This window comes from Acidovorax benzenivorans (assembly GCF_028680575.1).
Lineage (GTDB): Bacteria > Pseudomonadota > Gammaproteobacteria > Burkholderiales > Burkholderiaceae_C > Acidovorax > Acidovorax benzenivorans.
On the sequence record NZ_JAPCKI010000019.1, the window covers coordinates 36306 to 59530 of the forward strand.

At 66.0% G+C, this 23225-nt stretch carries 21 protein-coding genes; 9 read left to right on the top strand and 12 right to left on the bottom strand.

From position 1 onward, the window contains the following. Positions 1-22 precede the first annotated feature (22 nt). The gene (gene modB / locus OIN59_RS22070; protein WP_274113897.1) at positions 23-706 is read left to right on the top strand and encodes a molybdate ABC transporter permease subunit; all 684 of its coding nucleotides are present in this window, start codon (positions 23-25) and stop codon (positions 704-706) included. Next, a complete protein-coding gene (gene modC / locus OIN59_RS22075; RefSeq protein WP_274113899.1) occupies positions 703-1791 on the top strand; it encodes a molybdenum ABC transporter ATP-binding protein in 1089 nt (362 codons plus the stop codon). The genes modB and modC overlap by 4 nt, the downstream gene beginning before the upstream one ends. Before the next feature lie 63 nt (positions 1792-1854). Here modC and OIN59_RS22080 read toward each other — a convergent pair whose 3' ends face one another. The 8 genes from OIN59_RS22080 to OIN59_RS22115 form a co-directional block, all read right to left on the bottom strand. Next, positions 1855-3477, bottom strand: coding sequence for a sensor domain-containing diguanylate cyclase (locus tag OIN59_RS22080; RefSeq protein ID WP_274113901.1), 1623 nt, complete (start codon positions 3475-3477; stop codon positions 1855-1857). 307 nt (positions 3478-3784) lie between these two features. Next, on the bottom strand, positions 3785-5896 hold the full coding sequence (locus OIN59_RS22085; protein ID WP_274113903.1) for a TonB-dependent receptor domain-containing protein: 2112 nt from the start codon (positions 5894-5896) through the stop codon (positions 3785-3787). Positions 5897-6211: 315 nt separating this feature from the next. Further along, complete coding sequence (locus OIN59_RS22090; RefSeq protein ID WP_274113905.1) at positions 6212-6682, bottom strand: hypothetical protein; 471 nt, start codon at positions 6680-6682, stop codon at positions 6212-6214. Between the two features lie 57 nt (positions 6683-6739). Next, on the bottom strand, positions 6740-7384 hold the full coding sequence (locus tag OIN59_RS22095; protein ID WP_274113907.1) for a DUF3299 domain-containing protein: 645 nt from the start codon (positions 7382-7384) through the stop codon (positions 6740-6742). Positions 7385-7452: 68 nt separating this feature from the next. Then, entirely contained in the window at positions 7453-7704 is a 252-nt protein-coding gene (locus OIN59_RS22100; protein ID WP_274113909.1) for a hypothetical protein, read from the bottom strand. Positions 7705-7764: 60 nt separating this feature from the next. After that, positions 7765-9003 (bottom strand): FtsX-like permease family protein, encoded by a 1239-nt coding sequence (locus OIN59_RS22105; protein WP_274113911.1) that lies wholly within the window; start codon positions 9001-9003, stop codon positions 7765-7767. Continuing rightward, positions 9000-9683, bottom strand: coding sequence for an ATP-binding cassette domain-containing protein (locus tag OIN59_RS22110; RefSeq protein ID WP_274113913.1), 684 nt, complete (start codon positions 9681-9683; stop codon positions 9000-9002). Before OIN59_RS22110 ends, OIN59_RS22105 begins: the two co-directional genes overlap by 4 nt. Beyond that, positions 9680-10105, bottom strand: coding sequence for a Fur family transcriptional regulator (locus tag OIN59_RS22115; protein ID WP_274114014.1), 426 nt, complete (start codon positions 10103-10105; stop codon positions 9680-9682). Before OIN59_RS22115 ends, OIN59_RS22110 begins: the two co-directional genes overlap by 4 nt. Positions 10106-10296: 191 nt before the next feature. Here OIN59_RS22115 and OIN59_RS22120 point away from each other — a divergent pair, with 191 nt between their 5' ends. Next, the gene (locus tag OIN59_RS22120; RefSeq protein WP_274113915.1) at positions 10297-10980 is read left to right on the top strand and encodes a hypothetical protein; all 684 of its coding nucleotides are present in this window, start codon (positions 10297-10299) and stop codon (positions 10978-10980) included. A 135-nt stretch (positions 10981-11115) separates the two neighbouring features. On the opposite strand, the gene msrA is transcribed toward OIN59_RS22120, so the two are convergent. Continuing rightward, positions 11116-11652, bottom strand: coding sequence for a peptide-methionine (S)-S-oxide reductase MsrA (msrA, locus tag OIN59_RS22125; protein WP_274113917.1), 537 nt, complete (start codon positions 11650-11652; stop codon positions 11116-11118). Between the two features lie 102 nt (positions 11653-11754). Between msrA and OIN59_RS22130 the strand changes: the two genes are divergently transcribed. The 6 genes from OIN59_RS22130 to OIN59_RS22155 all read left to right on the top strand — a co-directional run bounded on the left by OIN59_RS22130 (position 11755) and on the right by OIN59_RS22155 (position 19457). Then, a complete protein-coding gene (locus tag OIN59_RS22130) occupies positions 11755-12501 on the top strand; it encodes a TetR/AcrR family transcriptional regulator (RefSeq protein WP_274113919.1) in 747 nt (248 codons plus the stop codon). A 2-nt stretch (positions 12502-12503) separates the two neighbouring features. After that, positions 12504-13682, top strand: a complete 1179-nt coding sequence (locus OIN59_RS22135; protein WP_274113921.1) for an efflux RND transporter periplasmic adaptor subunit — start codon at positions 12504-12506, stop codon at positions 13680-13682. A 15-nt stretch (positions 13683-13697) separates the two neighbouring features. Then, entirely contained in the window at positions 13698-16880 is a 3183-nt protein-coding gene (locus OIN59_RS22140) for an efflux RND transporter permease subunit (RefSeq protein ID WP_274113923.1), read from the top strand. 41 nt (positions 16881-16921) lie between these two features. Beyond that, the gene (locus OIN59_RS22145) at positions 16922-17635 is read left to right on the top strand and encodes a protein-L-isoaspartate O-methyltransferase family protein (protein WP_274113924.1); all 714 of its coding nucleotides are present in this window, start codon (positions 16922-16924) and stop codon (positions 17633-17635) included. A 32-nt stretch (positions 17636-17667) separates the two neighbouring features. Further along, positions 17668-18021, top strand: coding sequence for a rhodanese-like domain-containing protein (locus OIN59_RS22150; protein ID WP_274113927.1), 354 nt, complete (start codon positions 17668-17670; stop codon positions 18019-18021). 101 nt (positions 18022-18122) lie between these two features. Continuing rightward, on the top strand, positions 18123-19457 hold the full coding sequence (locus OIN59_RS22155; protein WP_274113929.1) for a TolC family outer membrane protein: 1335 nt from the start codon (positions 18123-18125) through the stop codon (positions 19455-19457). 54 nt (positions 19458-19511) lie between these two features. On the opposite strand, the gene OIN59_RS22160 is transcribed toward OIN59_RS22155, so the two are convergent. From OIN59_RS22160 to OIN59_RS22170, 3 genes are read right to left on the bottom strand one after another with little or no spacing between them, the layout of a single operon-like run. After that, positions 19512-20885, bottom strand: coding sequence for a 3-deoxy-D-manno-octulosonic acid transferase (locus OIN59_RS22160; protein ID WP_274113931.1), 1374 nt, complete (start codon positions 20883-20885; stop codon positions 19512-19514). Beyond that, entirely contained in the window at positions 20882-21661 is a 780-nt protein-coding gene (locus tag OIN59_RS22165; RefSeq protein ID WP_274113933.1) for a carbon-nitrogen hydrolase family protein, read from the bottom strand. Before OIN59_RS22165 ends, OIN59_RS22160 begins: the two co-directional genes overlap by 4 nt. A gap of 18 nt (positions 21662-21679) precedes the next feature. Next, the gene (locus tag OIN59_RS22170) at positions 21680-23068 is read right to left on the bottom strand and encodes a phosphomannomutase/phosphoglucomutase (RefSeq protein ID WP_274113935.1); all 1389 of its coding nucleotides are present in this window, start codon (positions 23066-23068) and stop codon (positions 21680-21682) included. Positions 23069-23225: the final 157 nt, after the last annotated feature.

Sequence of the window (23225 nt, forward strand, 5' to 3'; positions counted from 1 at the left end):
CCCGCCACCGCCCCATTCATCCATGCCCCTGGGCCCTGAAGCACTGCAAGCCGTCTGGCTGACCCTGCAACTCGCCACCCTCACCACCATCGTGCTGCTGCTGGTCGCCACGCCGCTGGCCTGGTGGCTGTCGCAAACCGAGTCGTGGTGGAAAGGGCCCGTGGGCGCCTTTGTGACCTTGCCGCTGGTGCTGCCGCCTTCGGTGCTCGGTTTTTACCTGCTGGTGGCCATGGGGCCTGCCGGGCCGCTGGGGCAGTTCACGCAGGGCATGGGCTGGGGCCTGTTGTCGTTCACCTTCACCGGCCTGGTGATGGGGTCGGTGGTGTTTTCCATGCCGTTTGCGGTGCAGCCCCTGCAGCACGCCTTTGAATCCATGGGTCGCCGCCCCATGGAGGTGGCAGCGACCCTGCGGGCCAGCCCCGTGGATGCGTTTTTTACGGTGGCGCTACCGCAGGCCCGCACAGGCCTGCTCACGGCCGCCATCCTGAGCTTTGCCCACACAGTGGGCGAGTTTGGCGTGGTGCTGATGATCGGCGGCAACATCCCCGGCAAGACGCGGGTGGTCTCCACCCAGATTTACGGCCATGTGGAGGCGATGGAATACGCCCAGGCCCACTGGCTGGCGGGCGGCATGGTGCTGTTCTCGTTTGTGGTGCTGTTGTGCCTGGGGCTGCTCAAGAACCGCGGCACGCGGGTGATGCCATGAGTGCGCCCGGCAACCTGCGCATCCGGCTCGCTCTGCCGCGTGCCGACTTTGAACTGGCCGTGGACCTGCACCTGCCCGGCAGCGGCATCACGGTGCTGTTCGGCGCCTCGGGCTCGGGCAAGACCAGCGTGTTGCGCTGTGTGGCGGGGCTGGAGCGCGCGCACCCCGGCTTGGTGGCCGTGGCTGGCGAGGTGTGGCAGGACGATGCCGCCCAGGTGTTTTTGCCCACACACCGGCGGGCGCTGGGCTATGTGTTCCAGGAGGCCAGCTTGTTCGAGCACCTGGATGTGCTGGGCAACCTGCGGTATGGCCTGAAGCGGGCACGGTCCGCACAGGCCGAGGCCACGCTGCAGGCGGCCATTGAGTTGCTGGGCATAAGCCACCTGCTGCAGCGCCGACCGGGCCAACTCTCAGGCGGCGAGCGCCAGCGGGTGGCCATTGCCCGTGCCCTGGCAACCTCCCCGCGCCTGCTGCTGCTGGACGAGCCCATGGCCGCACTCGACTTGGCGCGGCGCCAGGAGATCATGCCTTGGCTGGAGCGCCTGCGCGACGAGCTGCGCATCCCCATGCTGTATGTCACGCACTCCGCCGACGAACTGGCACGGCTGGCCGACCACCTGGTGGTGCTGGAGGGCGGCCAGGTCAAGGCCGCCGGGCCGGTGGACCAGGTGCTGTCGTCGGTGCACCTGCCCATGGTGCTGGGCGACGACACGGGCGCGCTGCTGCGCGGCCAGGTGCTGGAGCGGGACGCGGCCTGGCACCTGGCGCGCGTGGGTTTTGCCGGTGGCGCCATGTGGCTGCGCGACAGCGGCCTGCCGGTGGGCCAGGCGGTGCGGCTGCGGGTTCTGGCCCGCGACGTGAGCCTGACGGTGCAGGAGCCCATACAGACCAGCATCCAGAACCACCTGCCCTGCGTGATCGACTCGGTCGCGCCCGACGCACACCCCTCGCAGGCGCTGGTGCGGCTGCGCTGTGGGGAGTCTTTTCTGCTCGCGCGGGTCACCCACCGGTCCCTGCATGCGCTGGGGGTGGTGCCCGGCAGCGCGGTGTGGGCCCAGGTCAAATCGGTGGCGATTGTTCCTTGAGCCAGCCACTTGCGGCCCCGCGGCCCGGATCAGCACGCCCTCGCCGGGCGTGGCCACGACGCCTCATTGGGCCACGCACACGCCCAATGACTGACTTTTGGCCCGGTACATGGCGGTGTCTGCAGCACGCAGGTAGTCGTCGACCGTTGGCAGCCTGGATGCGCTGCTGACCAACCCAATACTCGCGCCACTGATCACGGTGTGTTCGCCGATCACATAGGGCGCTGCAAGGGCGGCGGCAATCTGCTCTGCCCGTTGGCTGGCTTCAGCGGGGTCAATGGACTCCAACAGCACGTTGAATTCGTCGCCACTCATGCGGGCGACCAGATCCACCGCCCGCACGCAGGATTCGAGCCGCCGCGCCACCTGTTGCAATAGCTGGTCGCCCACATGATGTCCGTAGCAGTCATTGACGGCCTTGAACCCGTTGAGATCCAGCAGCAGCACGGCGAACATCGTGGCTCCATCGCGCGTCGGCGCACCATCACCATTCACCGCCTCGTTCTGGTGCAGCGCGATGAGTTGCGCAAGGCGATCGCGGAACAACGGCCGACCGGGCAAGTTGGTCAGTGCATCGTAGGAACTGCCACGCTCGGCCAGATCACTCAACGATCCCGCCATGCGCACGGGAACACCGTCTTCAAACTCGGCAAGCCCGCGCCAATTGACCCACACCAGCCGCCCAGCCCCGTGGAACGCACGGAAGTCCACCGAAAAGTTCGCGCTGTTTCCGGACAGGTGCCTGCGGTAGGCCTCCTGCACGCGAGCGCGATCCTCGCGATCGATGAGTTGCTCAAGAAAGTGCCAGCCTCCGTCGTACACATGATCGCGGCTACCCAGCCCGACGATCTGGAGAAAACGCCCGGACACATGCAGGGCGTCCGTTCGCAAGTCCCAATACCAGATGCCGTCATTGGATCCGCGGGTCGCCAGCGAATAGCGGTTTTCGGAGCGCAACAACTCGAGTTCGGTGTCCTTCTGCTGGGTCACATCGATCATCAGGCCGATCATGCGGTTCGGCCGCCCCGGTTCGACCACTGCACGGCACAGATCACGCACCCACACCACCTTGCCCGACTTGGCGATCAGCCGGTAGCTCATCTCGTAGGCATGGCTGTGCGTGGCGTTGTAGGCGGCATCGTCGATCACCAGAGCCTGCGCCAGATCATCGGGATGCACATGTGCCCGCCAGAAGCCCGGGTCAGCCCGCCACTCCTCGACGGAGTAGCCGAACAAGCGTTCGACCTGCGGGCTCAGAAACGTGTTGCCCACGCCGATTTCAGCCTCCCAAACCACGCCGTCAATCGTTTCCAGCAAGCGCAGAAAGCGCTGGCGAATTTCCACCAGCACCTGTTCGGTGACCTCGGTGATCTCGATCAGGACACCCTGGCGACTGATCACCCGCTCCGCCGCATCCGTCTCCGGGTGGAACTGCAGACGCACCCAGCGATAGTTCGCGTCGGCAAAGCGCAAGCGAAACACCGGCATGCCCGAGCGCATGGTGCCGATGTCGTCGGGATGCACGAACTCCAGCAAAGACCTGCCAAGCGCCGCCGCCACCGAATGGCCGGTGAGCTTGTGCCACGCCGAGTTCAGATAAGTGATCTCCCACAGCGCATCGGTTTGCACCACAGTCTCGGGAAGCAGTTGCAACAGATTTGCGGACGGCGTGGGAGTGGTGGGCATGCAGGGCAATTGCAAATGGTGCAGATTCATGCAGGGCAGCGCTGAACAAGTCCTTCGCTCGTCGCGCAACCCGGCGTTGGGTGGCTTGCTGCGGTACCAATCCCATTCCAACTCGGATGCACGCCATCACCGGGACTGAGGCAGCGTCGCCTTGACGGATTGGAAAATCAACCGCGTAAAACCGAGTATGGCATGCATCCACCCCCCCTCGGATTCGGTGGTTTAGGTGGTTTGGGGCCATGAGGTGTGCGAGCCAGCAACGCGCTCCCCCGCTGCTGGCTCACTCACATCACGACGGCATCACCCGTCAGAACGCCACCTTCACACCCACCGTCAGGTTGCGACCCATCAGCGGCGCAGCGTTCTTGATGAACGAGGTGTGCGCGTACGCCAGGCGGTCTGTCAGGTTGTTGGCCTTCAGGTACACCTGCCACGGCGTGCCGCTGCTGAACTGGCCGTTGTAGCTGACGCCCAGGTTCAGCATGCCGTAGCCGGGCGTGGCGGTTTCAAAGTCGGCCACTCGGCCCTGGCGCGCCACCTGCACCCATTCCACCTGCCCTTCCCAAGCCTGCCAGTTGGCGTCCAGCCGCACGCCAGCGCGGGTGGCCGGGATGCGCGGCAGAAGGCCACCACCGTCGAGCTTGGCGCGCACGGTGTCGCCAAACAGCGTGACGCCCAGATTGCGCGTCAAGCGCTGGCGCACCTGGCCTTCGATGCCGGTGAAGGTGGCGTCGGCCTGGCTGTACTGCAGCAGCTGCAGGCCTTCGACTTCATCGAGCGTGCGGCCGTAGATGTAGTTGTTGATGCGGTTGCGGAAGACACTGACGCCAAAGGTGGTGTCGCCGCTGGTCTTCTTCAGGCTCACATCGATGTTCTGCGAGATTTCGGAGCGCAGGTCGGCATTGCCGCGTTCGTAAGTGCTGGTGGCCATGTGCAGGCCCTGGGCGTACAGCTCTTCGGCCGACGGCGCGCGGCTGGCGCGGGTGAACGAGGTGCCCACCTGGTAGCCCGGCGTGAACTTCCACACCGCGCCCAGCGATGCCGACGTGCCGTTGTGGCTGCGCTCGATGCCGCTGGTCTGGGCCTCGGCCGTCTGGCGGTCGTGGCGCAGGGCTGCTTCAAAGCGCCAGTCGTTCCAGCGGTACTCCTCCAGCACGAACAGGCCCGTCTTGCGGGTCACGGTGGGCTGCACATAGGCCTCCTCACCCTCGGCGCTGAACTTGCGCTGCGATGTCTGCAGGCCAATCACGCCCTTGAAGCCACCGATGGGCTCGTGCTGCAGCTCGACGCGCGTGTCGTAGGCCTTGTTCTTGAAGGTGGTGCTGATGGCGCCGTCTTCGACCTCGTCGTGTTGGTAGTCGGTGACACCCGCGCGCAGCCGCAGTGCCGAGAAGCCCGCAAACGGGTTGCGCAGCTCGCCCCGCACGTCAAAGCGTTCGCTGCGCAAGTCCACCACCGGCACATCGCCTGCTGCGGCGTCGTGGTCATGGCCGTCGGCTTCGTCGTCCGCGTGGGCACCGCAGTGCAGATGGTCGCCATGGGTGTGGCAGCCTTCAAAGCTGTGGTTGTGGCCGGGCAGACCGTATTTGGCGGTCTGGCGGGTGTAGGCCGCGCCCAGGTAGCCCTGGTCACCCACCCACGACAGGCCCACGCTGCCGGTGTCGGTGCGGTTGAAGCTGCCCAGCACCTTGCTGCCGCCCGACCAGCCCTTGCCCACGCGGTAGTCACCTGCATCCCGCGCCACGCCCTCCACATGCACGGCCAGGTTACCCGCCCCGCCCGTCAGCGAAAAGGCCCCGGCGCCCTCGCCCGCCCCGGAGTTGGCACGCAGCTCGGCACTGCCTTCGTAACCCTTTTGCGGGATGGCGGTGGGCACCTTGCCGTCCAGCACGTTGACCACCCCGCCCACGGCGCCATTGCCATAGACCAGGGCCGAGGGGCCGCGCAGCACCTCGATCTGCGTGGCCAGCAGCGGCTCGGACACCACGGCGTGGTCGGGGCTGATGGTGGAGGCGTCGTGCAGCTCGGCGCCGTCGCTCAGCACCTTGACGCGCGGGCCGTCCATGCCGCGGATGATGGGCCGGCTGGCACCGGCGCCAAAGTGGCTGCTGGTGATGCCGGGCTCGCTGTTCAGCGTTTCGCCCAGCGTGGCCTCGCGGCGACGCACCAGTTCATCGCCTTCGAGCACGGTGGCGGGGGTGGTCATGTCGCTGGCGCCCAGCTGCAAGCCGCTGGCAGACACGGTGACAGGAGGCAGACTGGGTGCGGCGTCGGTGGCCGCAGCGGCCGTCGGCGCGGTCTGAGCCTGGGTGGCAACGCCGGTGCCAGACAGCGCCAGCAGAGTCGCCAGGGCCACGGGGTGGAGCGCCGGGCGGGTGCGGCGGGTGGCAAAGCGGTGGGCAGAATAAGTGTGGGTCATGGTGGCTTGCAACAGGGGCATGCGCTGCGCTGGCGGTGCCAGACGCGCCTGCGCATGCGGCCTCGCGCCTTAGAGCGCGAGGTTTTGAATAAAAAGTGCCTCAGGCGCAAGTACGATATGCGCCGAAAGCTATGAAAACAGGAGCAAAAAAGGCGCGCAGCCTATGCACCTGCCAAGAAACGCCCCACTCGGCGTGCATGCCACGGCCCATGCCAGCGGGCACGGCCCCTAAGACACGACGCTACCGTGTCACCCTGCAAGGCAAAACGGCGGCGGAGCCAGCGAAAAAGATGGGGGCAGGAGGTGCGCTGCGCGTCAGACCACGGGCGGGCCGCGCGCGTGGAACAGCGCAATGTGTGGTGTATTCGCCCGCCCTGCGGCATGCGCGGGTGGCGACAGCGGCGCCTGGGCCGCTGGCAGCGCCAGCGGGGCGCCCTGCAAGGCATCGCCCAGCGCGAGCTGGTCGAGCAACAGACAGTCCACCGGCGCGTGGTGGGCCAGCACATAAGACAGCCACAGACCGTGGTCAGGTGTGGCAGCGGGCCACACGGCTTCTGCCGATACCACAGATACCGCTGCCTGCTGCGTGGGCAGCGAAGATGGCGCGGCCAGCAACCCGGCATGCGCCTGGTCCAGCGCGCCCCCGTGCACCACCTGGTGCAGCCGCCCCAGCGTGGGCACCACCACCAGGGCCATCAGCAACCACACCAACGCCACGCGCTGCGCCACCGCGCCGCGCAGGGCGGCAGACGGCAGGATCAGGGGGCGGGGGACAGTGCGGGTCACGTCAAGCAAAAGGCCAAAGAGGTTACGGCAAGGGCTACGGCGGCAAAAAGCGGTGGATTATTTCACCGGCACCGCGTCCACCACGCGGTAATACAGGCCATATGGGTCATTGGGGAGCACGGTGAACTTGCCTTCCACCACCACGGGCTCCAGCGAATAGCGCACGGGTGTCTTGGCTTTCACCTCGACCATGCTCTCGGGCCCGCCCGGCGTGCAGAACGAGCAGGTCAGCGGCACCGAGGTAAGGATGAAGTGCGTCTGCGTCGGCTTGGCATCCAGCGGAACCATGAAGCCCTGGATGCGCTGCGTGGTTTTGTCCATGCCCTTTTGGGCGTCGTTGAACACGGGCAGGATGCCGTCCTTGGTCGTCTTTTTGCTCAGGTCGGTCAGCGCAGACCATGGCACCACGTCGTTGCGCTGGGGCAGCGGGGCAATCGGGCTGTTGGGGCTGTGGTAGCCCGCACCGCTACCCGATGCACTGCCCGATGGCACGACGGTGCCAGCGCCCGCAGGCAGGGGCGACGACAGCACCGGCGCTGCGGCCGCGCCTTCCTTGGCGCGCTCAAAAGCACCCGGTGCGGGCTTGGTGGCGCCGCCCTGCTGCGCCTGCACACCGCCCGCCAGGGCTACTAGCGAGGCAGCCAGGCAAGCCAGGCGGATCACCCGGCCGGGGATGGGCATGGGGTTCAACGAGCAGGACATGGTGGGTACTCCGGGCTAACAGCCATCTAAAAAGAAACAGGAGTTCAGAAGGTGTCGGTCACACCGTCTTAGTGCGCGTGTTTCATGCCGCAGTATTTTCCAATGGCCAAGCTCTTGCACGCCGCCTGCAGGTCTTTCTGGCACTGGTCGTGTCCCTTGCCGGACTCCAGGCACTTGGCGGCAGCCTCGTGGGCGGCAGCCATGGCACGGTGGCGGGCGACGTCTTCCTGGGTGTCCTTGTCGTTGTGGGCTTGCGCGTGTGCCAGCACACCGGCGAGCAGCATGGGGGCCAGGGAGAGAGCAGCGAAAAGTTTTTTCATGGCAAGACTTTCAAGTGGAGTAGGTAGAGGGTTGACGAAGGTCAGAACTCGGTGGCTGCATCAGGGCTGGCTCAACAAGTCAGCCACGTCGGTGCGGTAGGCCTGCATCGCAGGCAGCAGCGCCGCCAGCGCCGCCACGCCTGCGGCCAGCAGCGGTACGCCCGCCTCTGCGGGTAGCCAGATCCAGCCCGTGACGGGCAACAAGCCCTGCGCCTGCAATGCCCAGCCCAGGCCCTGCGCCAGGCCGTGGCCCAGCAGCAAGCCCAATATGGACGCGAGCGCAGCCAGCCACAGCGCCTCCCACAGCACCAGCCCGGCCACGCGCCCCGGCGGCGCGCCCAGCATGCGCAGCATGGCCAGGTCGGCCCGGCGCTCGCGCACGGCGTTCCACAGCGCGATGAACACGCTGAGCGCGGCCACGGCCAGCAGCACTCCGCCAAAGGCACGCAGCACATCGGCGCCCACGCCCAGCAGGCGCAGCAGGCGGGTGACCTCAATGGCAGGCGCAGCCGCCTGCATCGACGTGCCCCCGTTGATCAGGCGCGGCAGCGTGACGGCGGCCATGGGCGTGCGGTAGCGCACCAGGGCCACGGTCACCTCGCGCTCTTCTTTCAATATCTCCAGGTCCTCGGCATCGTTGGCCGTGGCGGTCTCGTGCACCATCCAGACGGATTCGGTGCTGGTCAGGATCAATCGGTCCAGCACGCAGCCACAGGGCGCGAGCACGCCGCTCACGCGGTAGGGGTGACCGCCGTGCGCGTGCCCTCCCCCGCCCAGACCGTGGTTGCCGATGAAGGCGGCGCCCACCAGCGGCGCGCCTGCATGGTCGGCTTTGACGATGCCACGCGCCACGCTGGCGCCCAGCACGGCATCCATGGGCTGCTGCCACAGGGTGCCTTCGGTCAGCGTGGCCTCGTAGTGCGCCGCGTAGTCGGGCGTGGTGCCTACGATGCGGTAGCCCTGGTAGCTGTCGCCCAGGCTCAGCGGAATCACCTGCGCCACCAGCGGGTTCTTCTGCAGGGTCAACACCTCTTGCAGCGGGATGTTGCCCGTGGGCACGTCGATGTGGAACACGCCTGCCAGGATCAACTGCAGCGGGCTGCCCTTGGCGCCCACCACCAGGTCGATGCCAGCGAGGTCGCGCTCAAACGCCTTGTCGAGCTGCGTGGCCACCAGCAGCACCAACGTGATGGCGGCCAAGCCCAGGGTGAGCACCAACAGGTTGAGCACGGCCGCCAAGGGCCGGGACCACAGGTAGCGCCACGACAGGCGGGCGAGTTTGAATACTCCTGAATTCATAGCTGCTCGCGCTTATCCATCAAGCGCTGGGCGCCCATTTCATTCAAATCCAGCGTTTGCGCACCGGCCAGGGCTAATACCACGCGCTGGTCGTGCGTGGCAATCACCAGGCTGGCATCGCAGGCGGCGGCACTTTGCTGCAGCAGGGCCAGTGCATCGGCAGCGGCCTCGTCGTCCAGGCTGGCCGTGGGTTCGTCAGCCAGCAGCACCTGCGGCGCCAGCAACACGGCCCGCGCCAGCGCCACGCGCTGCGCCTGCCCGCCCGAGAGCTGGTGTGGCTTGCGCGCGGCCAGATTGGCCACGCCCACTTGTGCCAGCGCGCGGACTATTGAATCGTCGTCGCGCGGCAACCCGGCGGCAAAGTAGACCAGCGCCAGGTTGTCGGCAACGCTGAGCGCGCTGCTGAGGTACAACTTTTGCGGCAAAAAACCGATGGTGCGGGCGCGCCAGGCATCGATCTCGGCCCCGCGCTGCGTGCCCAGCTGCGTGCCCGCCACAAACAGGTCGCCCCCGCTGGCACCGCGCAAGCCTGCCATTAGCGCCAGCCACGTGGACTTGCCCGAGCCCGAGCGCCCGCGCAGCAGCAGCGTGCCGCCCTGGCGCAGATCCACATCGGGGAAGCGCAGCGGCGCGGCGCCACCGCTGACATAGATGTACGAAAGGCCTCGGGTGCGGATCATGCGGCCGCGCCCTCTGCGGGGTGCGCGCAGTCTGCACAGCGCCCGTGGACCGCAATGTCTACCGCCAGGCCTTCATGCCCCGCCGTGGCCAGCGCCTGCAGCACCTGCTTGAGGGCGGTCTGCACCTTGGCAGAGCCCTGCGACAGGCGAAACTGGCGGTGGCAGTCGTCGCATTCAAAACGGGGGGCTACGCCCTCTTCGCCTTGCGGCGCCAGCGTGTACCGTGTCACGCGGGCTGCGTCCACTTGCTTGTGCAGCAGGCCGGCAGCGGCAAAACGATCGAGCAGGCGGTACACGGTGACTTTGTTGACGGGAGCACCTGCGGTTGCAAGGGCTGTCTCTACTTCTGGTTCGGTGAGTGCTGCGTCAGGACGGGCCTCATACAACTGCGCCAGCGCCCGCGTTGCGCGTGTGGCGCGCATGCCGGAGGGGAGCGTCCAGGGCTGGCCGGGTGGGGATGAAGAAGCTGGGGTGGGCATGGGAGCCTGCGATGAGCGGGGGAAGGCTTGTAACGCAATTGGGTTGCATTATGCCTTCGCATTGGCGGTTCCTATTCAAAAACCGGCGCCCAAGTGTGCCTGGAGGTCCCGCAGACGATCCCTCCCGAGGTTGGGTGGGCAAGCGTCGATTTTTAGAACAGCATCAGATAGCCACTCATCCATTGAAATTTATCGGTCTCGCGCGCATGCATTTCCATCTTTCTCCATGGCGCAAAGCCATCTTCAGAATTTTTCGCTTCGCACGCCTGGGAGCAACTCTTTTCGTCCCATTGCTGGCAGGTTGCGCCACCACAGCCTTCGTACTGACACCAGCACCGCAGGAGCCTGTGTGCGATCCAACGGCTACCGTGCTGGTGTTATGGACGACGCGATGGCGGCCCGATCAGAAAGATGTTGTGGAGCGTGAAAAAGCGGCAGAGGCGGGAATGAACCACTTCTTTCAGGACTCAGGCTGTTTCTCACGGCAAGAAATTCGCCATGTGAGCAGTCTCAACCCCGCTGCAGTTGCGTTTGGGCTGGAATCCGCCGGTGGCCGCTTTATGCGGGTCGTAACTATCGAAATTCGGGAGCTGGGGCCGGTGGTCAAGCTGCTCACGTCAGCGGCACTTGTCGAGGGCAGCACTGAGGTAGTCTTGCATGTCGGCGTTCACTCGCTGCAACCCGTGGGACAAGCGCGGGAGTTCTCAGTCAGCTGGCGCAACGGCGGTCCAGGGGTAGTCAAGGGCGTGGCCAGTCTTCCCAGCGATCTGAGTGCAGCGTTACGCGCCGGGTTACAACCGACGAACTTCCGGCGGTAGTTATCCAGAGCCTATCCCTGTCGAGCACACGGACGCACAACGCAAACGTGATCAAACGAAGCCATCGCTCTTGAAACGCATGGCGCCGAACGCCTGAGGCACCTTTCTACGGCGCACTTGGTCCCGAATAGCGCGTTACGCCTTCAGATACCGCGCAAACGTCCTCCTGAACTTCTCCACCTTCGGCCCCACCACAAACGCGCAGTACCCCGCGTTAGGGTGATTCGCAAAGTAATCCTGGTGGTACGCCTCGGCCGTGCTGTAGTTCGAGAGCGGCGTCACCTCGGTGGTGATGGGCGCGCCAAACAGCTTGTCTTGCGACATCTGGCGGACCATGGTGTTGGCAACCTCGCCATGCTCGGGGCTGTCGTAATAGATGCCGCTGCGGTACTGCGTGCCCACGTCATTGCCCTGGCGATTGAGGGTGGTCGGGTCGTGGGTGTGGAAGAAAATTTCCAGGATTTCTTCCAGGCTGATCTCGTCGGCATCAAACGTCAGGCGCACCACCTCGGCATGGCCGGTATCGCCCTGGCAGATCTGCTCGTAGCTGGGGTTGAGGGTGTGGCCGTTGGTGTAGCCGCTTTCCACGTCGGTGATGCCGCGCACGCGGTCGAACACAGCTTCGGTGCACCAGAAGCAGCCGCCGCCCAGGGTGATGGTTTGCAAAGTCATGGGGTCCTCGGGTTCAAACGGAGACAGTGCATCGGATTATGAATTGACGCCCCATCCCGTGCTTGCTACATTACTAACCGGTCAGTCATTAACTCAAACGCCTTGTCGCCCACACCTTCCTCCCCTTCGACAGCCGCAGGCACCAAACGCGAGCGCCGAAAAGAGGCCCGCCCGGGAGAGCTGCTGGAGGCTGCTCTCGACCTGTTTGTCGAGAAGGGGTTTGCTGCCACCCGAGTGGACGAGGTGGCGGCGCGCGCCGGGGTGTCCAAAGGCACGCTGTTTCTGTACTTCCCTAGTAAGGAAGAACTCTTCAAGGCCGTGGTGCGCGAGAACATCGCCGGGCGCTTTGCCGAGTGGAACAGCGAACTGGAAAGCTTTGTGGGCACGACCAGCGAGATCCTGCGCTATTGCTACCAGGTCTGGTGGGAGCGCATTGGGTGCACCAAGGCCTCCGGCATTACCAAGCTCATGCTCAGCGAGGCGCAGAATTTCCCGGAAATCGCGCAGTTTTATCAGCAAGAGGTCATCCTGCCCGGCCAGGCACTGATCCGTCGCATTCTGGAGCGTGGCGTTGCACGGGGCGAATTCCGCCCCGTGAACCTCGACTATGCCGTGTACCTGGTGCTGGCCCCCATGATCTTTTTGATGCTATGGAAGCACTCGCTCGGTGCCTGTGTGCCTGACTCGCTGGACATGACGCCCGAGCAGTACATCGAGACCCAGGCCGACAACATCCTCCACGGCCTGTGCGTGCGCCCGGAGGCGCCGGCAACATCCACCGCAGCGGGCACATTGCCATCTGACCCGCCACCCCTTCCCCCCTCCTCCACGCACTCGCGCACACCCTGACCATGAAACGCTGGATTCCCTGGATGGCCGCAGCCATCGTTGTTGTGCTGCTCGGTGGCGGCGTGTGGCGGGCCATGGCGGCGCGGCAGGCGCAGCAAAAGGCTTTGGCCGAGGCATCCACCCAACGCGCCGAGGCACCGCTGCAACTGGCAGCCGACGAAGTGGTCACCGTGCAGTCGTCCCAGCTCTCGCTGGGGGTCCCGGTATCAGGCTCGTTGCGGGCCGTGGACTCGGCCATGGTCAAGGCACGCGTGGCTGGCGAGCTGCAGGGCCTGACTCTGCGCGAGGGCGACAGCGTCAAGGCGGGCCAGGAAGTGGCTCGTATCGACCCGACCGAAGCCCGCGCACGCCTGCGCCAGGCCCAGCAGCAGGCCGACGCAGCCAAATCGCAGGTGGACATCAACCAGCGGCAGTACAACAACAACCGTGCCCTGGTGGACCAGGGCTTTATCTCTGCCACTGCGCTGGTCACTTCGCAGGCCAGCCTGGAAGCGGCCCAGTCCAGCTACCAGGCCGCCGTGTCGGCCGCCGACGTGGCCCGCAAGGCGCTGGAAGACACGGTGCTCAAAAGCCCCATCAGCGGCCTGGTGGCGCAGCGGCTGGCCCAGCCGGGAGAGCGGGTGCCCATCGACGCCCGCATCATCGAAGTGGTGGACCTCTCCCGCCTGGAACTCGAAGCCCTGCTCACCCCGGCTGACTCCGTCGGCGTGCGTGTAGGTCAGAAGGCCCAGCTCACCGTCGAAGGCGCCCAAGCGCCGGTCCAAGCCACCGTCGTGCGCATCAACCCCAGCGCCCAGGCGGGCAGCCGCACCGTGCCAGTCTATTTGCGGGTGGACCAGCTCCCCCACAATGCCAGCCTGCGCCAGGGCCTGTTTGTGCAAGGCCTGCTTGCCACGGGCAGTGCCCAGGTGCTGACCGTGCCATTGGATGCCGTGCGCACCGACAAACCGGCCCCCTACCTGCAAACCATCAAGGATGGCCGCGTGGCCTATGTGCCGGTGCAGACCGGAGCGCGCGCCGTGATCAACGGGCAGACCCTGGTGGCGGTGGACGGCGTGCCTGTGGGCACGACGGTCATCGCAGGCCGCATGGGTTCGCTGCGCGAGGGCACGGCCGTGGCCGCTGCAGTGGCAACCGCTGCGCTGCAGGCTGCCCCCGCCGCATCGCGCACGGCGCCCTGACCGGGCTGACGCGCCATGTGGTTCACCAAAGTCAGCCTCAAAAACCCCGTGTTCGCCACGATGGTGATGCTCGCCATCGTCGTGCTGGGCTTGTTCTCGTACCAGCGCCTCAAGGTCGATCAGTTCCCCAACATCGACTTCCCGGTGGTGGTGGTCACCGTGGACTACCCCGGGGCCTCGCCCGAAATCGTCGAGAGCGAGGTCACCAAGAAGATCGAGGAAGGCGTCAACTCGATTGCGGGCATCAACGCCCTCACCTCGCGCAGCTACGAGGGCACGGCGGTTGTCATCATCGAGTTCCAGCTGCACATCGATGGCCGCAAGGCCGCCGAGGACGTGCGCGAAAAAGTGGCCACCGTGCGCCCCCTGCTGCGCACCGAGGTCAAGGAGCCGCGTGTGCTGCGCTTTGACCCGGCCAGCCGGGCCGTGTGGTCGCTGGCCGTGTTGCCCGACGAAAAATCGGGTCGCAGCGCGGTGGAGCTGACCACCTGGGCCGAGCAGATTCTGAAGAAACGCCTGGAAAACGTGCGCGGCGTTGGCGCGGTGAACCTGGTGGGCGCTACCAAGCGCGAAATCAACATCTACCTCAACCCGCAGGCGCTTGAAGCCTTTGGCGTGACCCCCGACCAGGTGGCCAATGCCGTGCGCAACGAGAACCAGGACCTGCCCGTGGGCGCCATCCGCTCGCTGGCGCAAGAGCGCGTGGTGCAGATCGACGCGCGCATGGAGCGGCCTGAGGATTTCGGCAAGATCATCGTCGCCCGCAAGAACGGTGCTCCGGTGCGCCTGGACCAGGTCGCCCGAGTGAACGATGGCGCACAGGAAGTGGAGAGCCTGGCGCTCTACAACGGCCAGCGCACGCTGCTGCTGTCGGTGCAAAAGTCGCAGGGCGAGAACACCATCGAGGTGGTCGATGGCCTGAACGCCGCCGTGGTGGAACTGAAGAACCAGCTGCCACCCGGGGTGCGGCTCGAAACCATTGGCGATAGCGCCCGCCCGATCCGCGTGGCGGTGAACAACGTGCGCCAGACGCTGATCGAGGGGGCCATCCTCACGGTGCTCATCGTCTTTCTGTTCCTGAACTCCTGGCGCTCCACCGTGATCACCGGGCTGACCCTGCCCATCGCGCTGATCGGCACCTTCCTGTTCATGAATATGTTCGGCTTCACCATCAACATGATCACGCTGATGGCATTGAGCCTGTGCGTGGGCTTGCTGATCGACGACGCCATCGTGGTGCGCGAGAACATCGTGCGCCACGTGCAGATGGGCAAAGGCGCCTACGCTGCCGCCATGGACGGCACGCAGGAGATTGGCCTGGCGGTGCTGGCCACCACGCTGTCCATCGTGGCCGTGTTCATGCCCATTGGCTTCATGGGCGGCATCATCGGCAAGTTCTTCCACGAGTTCGGCATCACCATCGTCGCGGCGGTGATGATTTCGATGTTTGTGAGCTTCACGCTCGACCCGATGCTATCGAGCATCTGGCACGACCCGAGCATCCATGCGCACGGCCAAAAGACGGCGCCTGTCACCTTCTACGACAAGACCATTGGCCGCGTCACCGGCTGGTTTGACCGCGCCACCGATGCGCTGGCGGAGGGCTATCAGCACATCCTGCGGTGGTCGCTGGTGCACAAGCTGGCCACCATGGTCATCGCCCTGGCGGTGTTCGTGCTGAGCGTGGTCATGGTGCCGCTCCTGGGCACGGAGTTTGTGCCCAAGGCGGACTTTTCGGAAACCTCGCTGAACTTCTACACCCCCGTCGGTTCATCGCTCGAAGCCACCGAGGCCAAGGCCAAACAGGTGGAAGGCATCCTGCGCGAGATGCCCGAAGTGCGCTACACACTGGCCACCATCAACACCGGCAACGCCCAGGGCAAGATGTACGCCAGCATCTATGTACGCCTGGTGGACCGCAAGGACCGCAGCCGCAGCGTGGACCAGATGTCCGACGTGCTGCGCGAGCGTCTCAAGACCGTGCCCGGCATCACCATCACCCACGTGGGCCTGCTGGACGCCGTGGGGGGCAACAAGCAGGTGGAGTTCTCGCTGCAGGGCCCCGACCTGCGCGAACTGGAACGCCTCACCAAAATCGTCACCGAGAAGATCCACGACATTCCCGGTCTTGTGGACCTGGACACCAGCGCCAAGCCCGACAAGCCCGTGATTGCGCTGGATGTGAAGCGCGAAGTGGCGTCCGACCTGGGCCTTTCCGTGGCGCCCATGGCTGCGTCGCTGCGCACGCTGGTGGCAGGCACCACGGTGGGCAACTGGCGTGCCCCCGATGACCAGACCTACGATGTGAACGTGCGCCTGGCCCCCGAAGCCCGCACCCAGCCCGCCGACCTGGAGCGCCTGCCCTTTGCCCTGGCGGCCACCGACGGCACGACCCGCATCGTGCGCCTGAACCAGGTTGCCAGCGTCACCGAATCCACCGGCGCCAACCAGATCAACCGGCGCGACCTGACCCGCGAAGTGGCGGTAAACGCCAATGTGTCCCAGCGCTCGGCCGGTGAAGTCTCGAACGACATTAAGAAGGCGCTGGAGACCGTGACCTTCCCACCAGGCTACCGCTACCAGTTTGGCGGCTCCACCAAGAACATGGCCGAGTCGTTTGGCTACGCCATCTCGGCGCTGGCCATGGCCATCATCTTCATCTACATGATCCTGGCCAGCCAGTTCAAGAGCTTCTTGCAGCCGCTGGCGCTCATGACCTCGCTGCCGCTCACGCTGATTGGCGTGGTGCTGGCGCTGCTGATGTTCCGCTCCACGCTGTCGATGTTCTCCATCATCGGCGTGGTGATGCTCATGGGCCTCGTCACCAAGAACGCCATCTTGCTGGTGGACTTTGCGATTCGCGCCCGCGAGGAGCATGTGGGTGATCAGGGCCAGACCGTGCCTGGCCTTCCCCGCGCCGATGCACTGCTGCTGGCCGCCCGAGTGCGGCTGCGGCCCATCCTCATGACCACGCTGGCCATGATTTTTGGCATGGTGCCATTGGCGTTCGCGTTGTCCGAAGGCTCCGAGCAGCGCGCGCCCATGGGCCAGGCCGTGATCGGCGGGGTCATTACCTCTTCCTTGTTGACCCTGGTGGTGGTGCCGGTGGTGTATTGCTATATGGACGACTTGGCCCAATGGGCCCTTCGCAAGATGGGGCGTGCCCCGGCAGCGCCTAAAATCGAAGGTTTGTCCTGATCGTCCCGATCGGCCTTGCATCTGCCCCACGGAGAAATCCCATGAACCTGCCCCTGAACACGTCTGCCAACATCAGCGACCCCGTCGCCCAGGCCCGTTACAACATGATCGAGCAGCAGATCCGTCCCTGGAACGTGCTCGACGCCGACGTGCTGGACCTGCTGGCCGTGGTGCGCCGCGAAGACTTTGTACCCCCTGCCTACCGCAGCCTGGCCTTCATGGACATTGAAGTGCCCCTGCTGGGCGATGACGCCGAAGAGGCCGTGCGCAAGGGCCACAGCATGCTGCAGCCGCGTGTGGAAGCGCGCATCCTGCAAGACCTGCAAATCAAGCCCACCGACCGTGTACTCGAAATCGGTGCAGGCTCGGGCTACATGGCCGCCCTGCTGGCCGCCCGCGCCGAGCGTGTGGTGTCCCTCGAAATCCACCCCGAACTGGCCGAAATGGCCCGCGAGAACCTGCGCGACGCTGGCGTGCACAACGCTGACGTGCGCCAGGCCGATGGTGCCCGCGATGCCATCCCTGATGGTCCGTTTGACGTGATCGTGCTCAGCGGCTCCGTGGCCGAAGTGCCCAGCCACCTGCTATCACTGCTGCGCGACGGTGGCTGCCTGGGCGCCATCGTGGGTGGCGAGCCCGTGATGCGTTTCACCCTGACCCGCCGCACCGGCGACCGCTTTGAGACCACATCGCCGTGGGACACCATCGCGCCGCGCCTAATGAACTTCCCCGAGCCCTCTGGCTTCACGTTCTGACCCCTGCCCTTCGGTTGTCTTCGGAGTTTTGCATGATCGATCACGTCCGCCCCGCCCAGCTGTCTGCCTGGTTTGCCGCCGCACCCGAAGGCAGCCAGCCCCTGGTGCTGGACGTGCGTGAACCCTGGGAGCTGCAGACCGCCAGCGTGCGCGCCGACGGGTTTGAGCTGGTGGCCATCCCCATGGGCGAGCTGCCCGCGCGGCTGGCCGAGCTGGACGCCGCCCGCCAAGCGCAACGCCCCATCGCCTGCCTGTGCCACCACGGCGCCCGCAGCCTGCGCGTGGCCTCGTTCTTGCAGCAGCAAGGGTTCGAGCATCTGGCCAACATCACCGGTGGCATTGATGCCTGGTCGCACGAAAGCGACCCAGCGGTACCGCGCTACTGACGCCATGTGCTGACGCACCGCACTCGTCGCGCCATTGCACTGTTGCTGCCCCGCCGCTGCCCGCCCTGATTCGATTTGCAGACTCTACCGAAGGACCCCCCATGACATCGTTTAGGCCCCTGTCCCTGTCCATCCTGTCCCTGGCGCTGGGCGCAGCACTGTGTGCCCCTGCCCAGGCCCAGAGCCTGCTGCAGCTGGTCGAATCGGCCCGCAGCTATGACACGGCCTGGCAGTCGGCGCGTGCGCAACTCGACGCAGCAGGCCGCCGTGCCGACCAGGCGCGCGCCGGCCTGCTGCCGTCAGCCGCGCTCACCAGTGGCCTTACCCGCTCCAACGTGGAGCTGAGCAAACCCAAGATCGAGAACACGGGTACGGCACAAACTGTGGGGGTCAACGCCTCCCAACCGCTGTACCGGCCTGCCAATCGCATCACCCTGGAACAAGGCCAACGCGGTGTGGACGTGGCCCAGGCGCAGCTTGATGCGGCCACCCAAGACCTGCTGGTGCGGGTGAGCCAGGCCTATTTCGATGTGCTGGCAGCGCAAGACACCCTCACCTTTGTGCAGGCCCAGAAGGCCGCCGTGTCTGAACAACTGGCTGCTGCCAAGCGCAACTTCGAGGTCGGCACCACCACGGTGACCGATTCGCGCGAGGCGCAGGCCCGCTACGACCTGGTGATTGCCCAGGAGATTGCCGCCGAGAACGACCTGCGCGTCAAGCGCCTGGCGCTGGACCAGCAGGTCGGCATCACCGGCACCAAGCCGCAGCCACTGGCCCTGCCCGTGCAACTGCCCAGCGTGTTGCCCGACAACCTCACGACCTGGGTGGACACCGCCCGCGACCAGCAACCGGGCGTGCGCCAGGCGGCCATTGCACTGGATATCGCACGGCTGGAGACCAAAAAAGCCGAGACCGGCCACCTGCCCACGGTGGATTTGCAGGCGGGCTACAACGTCACGCGCAACCTGCACGGCACCATTAGCTCGCCCGGCGTCACCGCCCGCAGCAACGCGGCCAGCGTGGGCGTGGCCTTGAACCTGCCCCTGTTTGCAGGTTTTGCCGTGCAAAACCGTGTGAAGGAAACCCTGGCCCTCGAAACCAAGGCCGAGGCCGACCTGGAGACCGCCCGCCGCAACGTGGCCCAGGCCACGCGCGCCGCGTTCTACGGTGTGCAGTCCGGCCAGGGCCAGGTGCAGGCCCTCGAAGCGGCCGAGGCCTCCAGCCAAAGCGCGCTGGACGCCAACAAGCTGGGTTACCAGGTGGGTGTGCGCATCAACATCGACGTGCTCAACGCCCAAAGCCAGCTCTACCAAACCAAGCGCGACCTGGCCCAGGCCCGCTACAACGTGCTGCTGGGCGGGCTCAAGCTGCGCCAGGCGGCAGGCACGCTGTCGCAGCAGGATATCGAAGCGGTCAACGCACTGCTGGTCAAGTAACGCTGGCGTTGCACCCCGTGCCGGGGTGCATCCCGTGTAATGAATTGCTGAAGCCTAGTGCAGGCCCCCCTCGGGCTGCACCATGGCCACAATCGCGCGGGCCGTGGCCTGCGCGGCACCCCGGTGTGTGGCGGCAAACCGGGTGGCGCGCTCACAGGCCTCCTGGTGCGCGTGGGCATCCTGCGCCAGCGCCGTGGCCTGCGCCATCCCTTGCGCCAGATCGGGCACCCGCTGTGCCGCCCCTGCCTTGCAGGCCAGTTCGGCCGCCTCGGCAAAGTTGAAGGTGTGGGGGCCCAGCACCACGGGGCAACCGCAGGCGGCGGCCTCGATCAGGTTCTGGCCGCCCAGCGGGGCAAAGCTCCCACCCAGCAAGGCCACATCGGCCAGGCCGTAGTACAGCGCCATCTCACCGAGCGAGTCTCCCAGCCACACGTCAGCAGCCGCAGGTGCTGCCGCCCAGGTGCTGCGGCGCGACACCGACAAGCCCGCGCGCTGCAGCAGCTGATGCACCTCGTCAAACCGCTGCGGATGGCGCGGCACGATGAGCCATTGCACGGCGGGCAGCGGCAGGTCAGACGCTTCACTATTGATAGCATCATCAGCATGATTTATTTGCGCCAGCGGCACTTTTGACCATATTTTCTGGATCTGCTCCAGCCACATGGCCTCTTCGCCCTCGCGGCTGCTGGCCAGCAAGACCACCGGGCGGCCCGTGCGGGCGCGCCACTCGCGGCCCCGCTCCAGCAACTGCGCATCGGGCACCACGTCGAACTTGAGGTTGCCCAGCACACCACGCACTGGCGCGCCGATGTCTGCCAGCCGTGTGGCGTCCTCCTGCGCTTGGGCCCAGACGGCCGTCAGCCCGCCATAGGCTGGCCGCGCCAGGGGCGACAGGCGCTTTGCCTTGCGCAGCGATGTCTCGTTGAGCCGCGCGTTGGCCAGTACCAGCGGAATGCCCCGTTGCTGGCAGCCCGCCACCAGGTTGGGCCACACCTCGGTTTCCATCAGGATGCCGATGGCCGGACGGAACTTGCGCAAAAACCGCCCCACGGCGCCGGGTGTGTCCCAGGGCTGCCACACCTGCACATCGCCGGGTAACAGCAGCTTTTCGCCCTCAGACCGACCTGTGGCCGTACCGTGGGTGAGCAACAGGCGCACACCCGGCAACTGCTCGCGCAACTGGGCCAGCAAGATGGCGGCTGCCCGGGTTTCGCCCAGCGACACGGCATGCACCCACACAAACCGGCCCAGCGGGTCAGTGCTGCTATGGGGCATGAGGCTGTCGATGGGGGCCGGGTATCGGCCAAAACGCTCGCCCACCGCGTAGGCGTACCCAGGCTCGGCCACCGCACGGCGGCGCAGCTTGCGGCGCAGCAGCGGCTGCGCACACCAGGTCAGCAGCGAATACAGGGCCCGCGCGGCGTTCATGCAGGCACAGGCAGGCTCAGCACACCACCCGCCCAGCCGCTGTCGCTGCGCGCCGCCCAGACGATGCAGGGCGCGCCATCGGGCGCAGCCACCACACAGCGGCCACCGGGCGCCCAGAAAGCGCTGCGCCCCGCACTCACGTAGCCGCCTGACGTGCCGCTGTAGTTGGCCGCAAGCACCGCCATGTCATGGTCGCGCGCATAGCCTTCCAACATCGCCGATTCCGCAGCGTAGGCCTTTTCAGAAATCAGCACACCGGCTGCATACAACGCGGCGCCAGCCCCCCGGGCGGCTTGTGCATGCTCGGGGTGGGTGATGTCGGCGCACACGGCCAGTGCCGTGGGCTCGCCCGCCACCAGTTGTACCTGCGCGTCCTGTGTGCCCGCACTGGCAAATTTTTCTTCACTGCCGTGCAAGTGGCGCTTGCGGTACAGCGCCACGCTGCCATCAGCCCCCAGCAGCCAGGCACCAATGGCGGGCAGTGCGCCCTGCTCCACGGGTTCAGCCGGAGCACCCACCACCAGGGCCATGCCATGGCTTTGTGCGGCCTGACTCAGAGCCGCCAGCGCGGGGTGGTCGGCTGTCAACACATGGTTGGCCATCAGCGTCGGCTCATATCCGATGAGCGACAGCTCCGGGAACTGCAGCAGTTGCACGCCCTGGTGGGCAGCCGCCCGCGCGCACGCCAGGTGCATTTGCAGATTGCGCTGCATGTCGCCAGGCGCCGACGGCGTCTGGGCGGCGGCTACGCGCAGGGGTGTGGAGAGCGAGAGCATCGTTCAGACAGTCCGCAATCAGTGGCTGGCTGCGCCCACATGGGCGTCGGGCTTAACCCGGTGCAGCAGCGCCAGCATGGCGGCCTCAATGCGGGCCAGAGCCTCGGGGGTATGGCCTTCAAAACGCAGCACCAGCACCGGCGTGGTATTGCTGGCGCGGATGAGGCCAAAGCCGTCCGGCCAGTCCACGCGCAGGCCGTCGATACTGCTGATGGCGGCAGGCGCGGCAAAGGTGTCTGCGGCCAGGGCCTGCAGCTGCGCCGTCAGGCGGTGCGGCTCGCCCTCGGTGCAGGCCACGTTCAGCTCGGGGGTGGAAAAGCTGGTGGGCAGCGCGTTCAGCACGGCGCTCGGGTCGCTGCTGCGGCTCAGAATCTCCAGCAGGCGGCAGCCTGCATAGGTGCCGTCGTCAAAACCGTACCAGCGCTCCTTGAAGAAGATGTGGCCGCTCATCTCGCCGCCCAGCGGAGAGTTGGTCTCCTTCATGCGGGCCTTGATGAGCGAGTGGCCGGTCTTGAACATCACCGGCACGCCACCGGCCGCCGCAATGGCGGGCGCCAGGCGCTGGGTGCATTTCACGTCGAAAATGATCTCGCCACCGGGCACGCGCGACAGCACGTCCTGGGCAAACAACATCATCTGGCGATCAGGAAAGATGTTGGTGCCGTCCTTGGTCACGATGCCCAGACGGTCGCCGTCGCCGTCAAACGCCAGGCCCAGTTCGGCATCGCTGGCCTTCAGGGCATCGATCAGATCGCGCAGGTTCTCGGGCTTGCTCGGGTCGGGGTGGTGGTTGGGAAAGTTGCCATCCACCTCCGAGAACAGCTCAATCACCTCGCAGCCCAGCGCACGGAAGATGGCAGGGGCCGAGGCCCCGGCAATGCCGTTGCCGCAGTCCACCACAATCTTGATCGGTCGGGCCAGCTTCACGTCGCCCACGATGCGTTCGCGGTACGCAGGCAGCACATCCACATGGCGCACCGAACCGCCGGACAGCAGTTGCCAGCTTTCCTGCTCCATGGTGCGTCGCAGGGCCTGGATCTCATCGCCATAGATGGCGCGGCCGTTCAGCACCATCTTGAAGCCGTTGTAGTCCTTGGGGTTGTGGCTGCCGGTGACCTGGATACCACTGGTGCACAGCGTGCTGGCTGCAAAGTACAAAAGGGGCGTGGTGACCAGGCCCACATCGATCACCTCGATGCCCGCCTCCACCAGCCCCCGGATCAGCGCCGCCGACATGGCGGGGCCCGACAGGCGGCCATCACGCCCCACCGCCACGGTGGTCTGCCCTTCGGCGCGTGCTGCCGTGCCAAAGGCCCGGCCCAAACCCAGGGCCACGTCTTCGTTCAGGGTGGACGGCACGATGCCGCGGATGTCATAGGCTTTGAAGATGGCGGGGGTCGGTTGCACGCAGGGGGGCCTTTCACGATGGGGTTGAAAAGTCCGCTGCATTGTAGGCGGCGCCCTTGGGGTGTTTGCCAGTCGATGCCTCAGGCGTGCGCCCTGCCCTTGCCAAAGGCACAGGTCCGAAAACGGCCAGTGGCACAGAGTCAGACTCCTATGATCT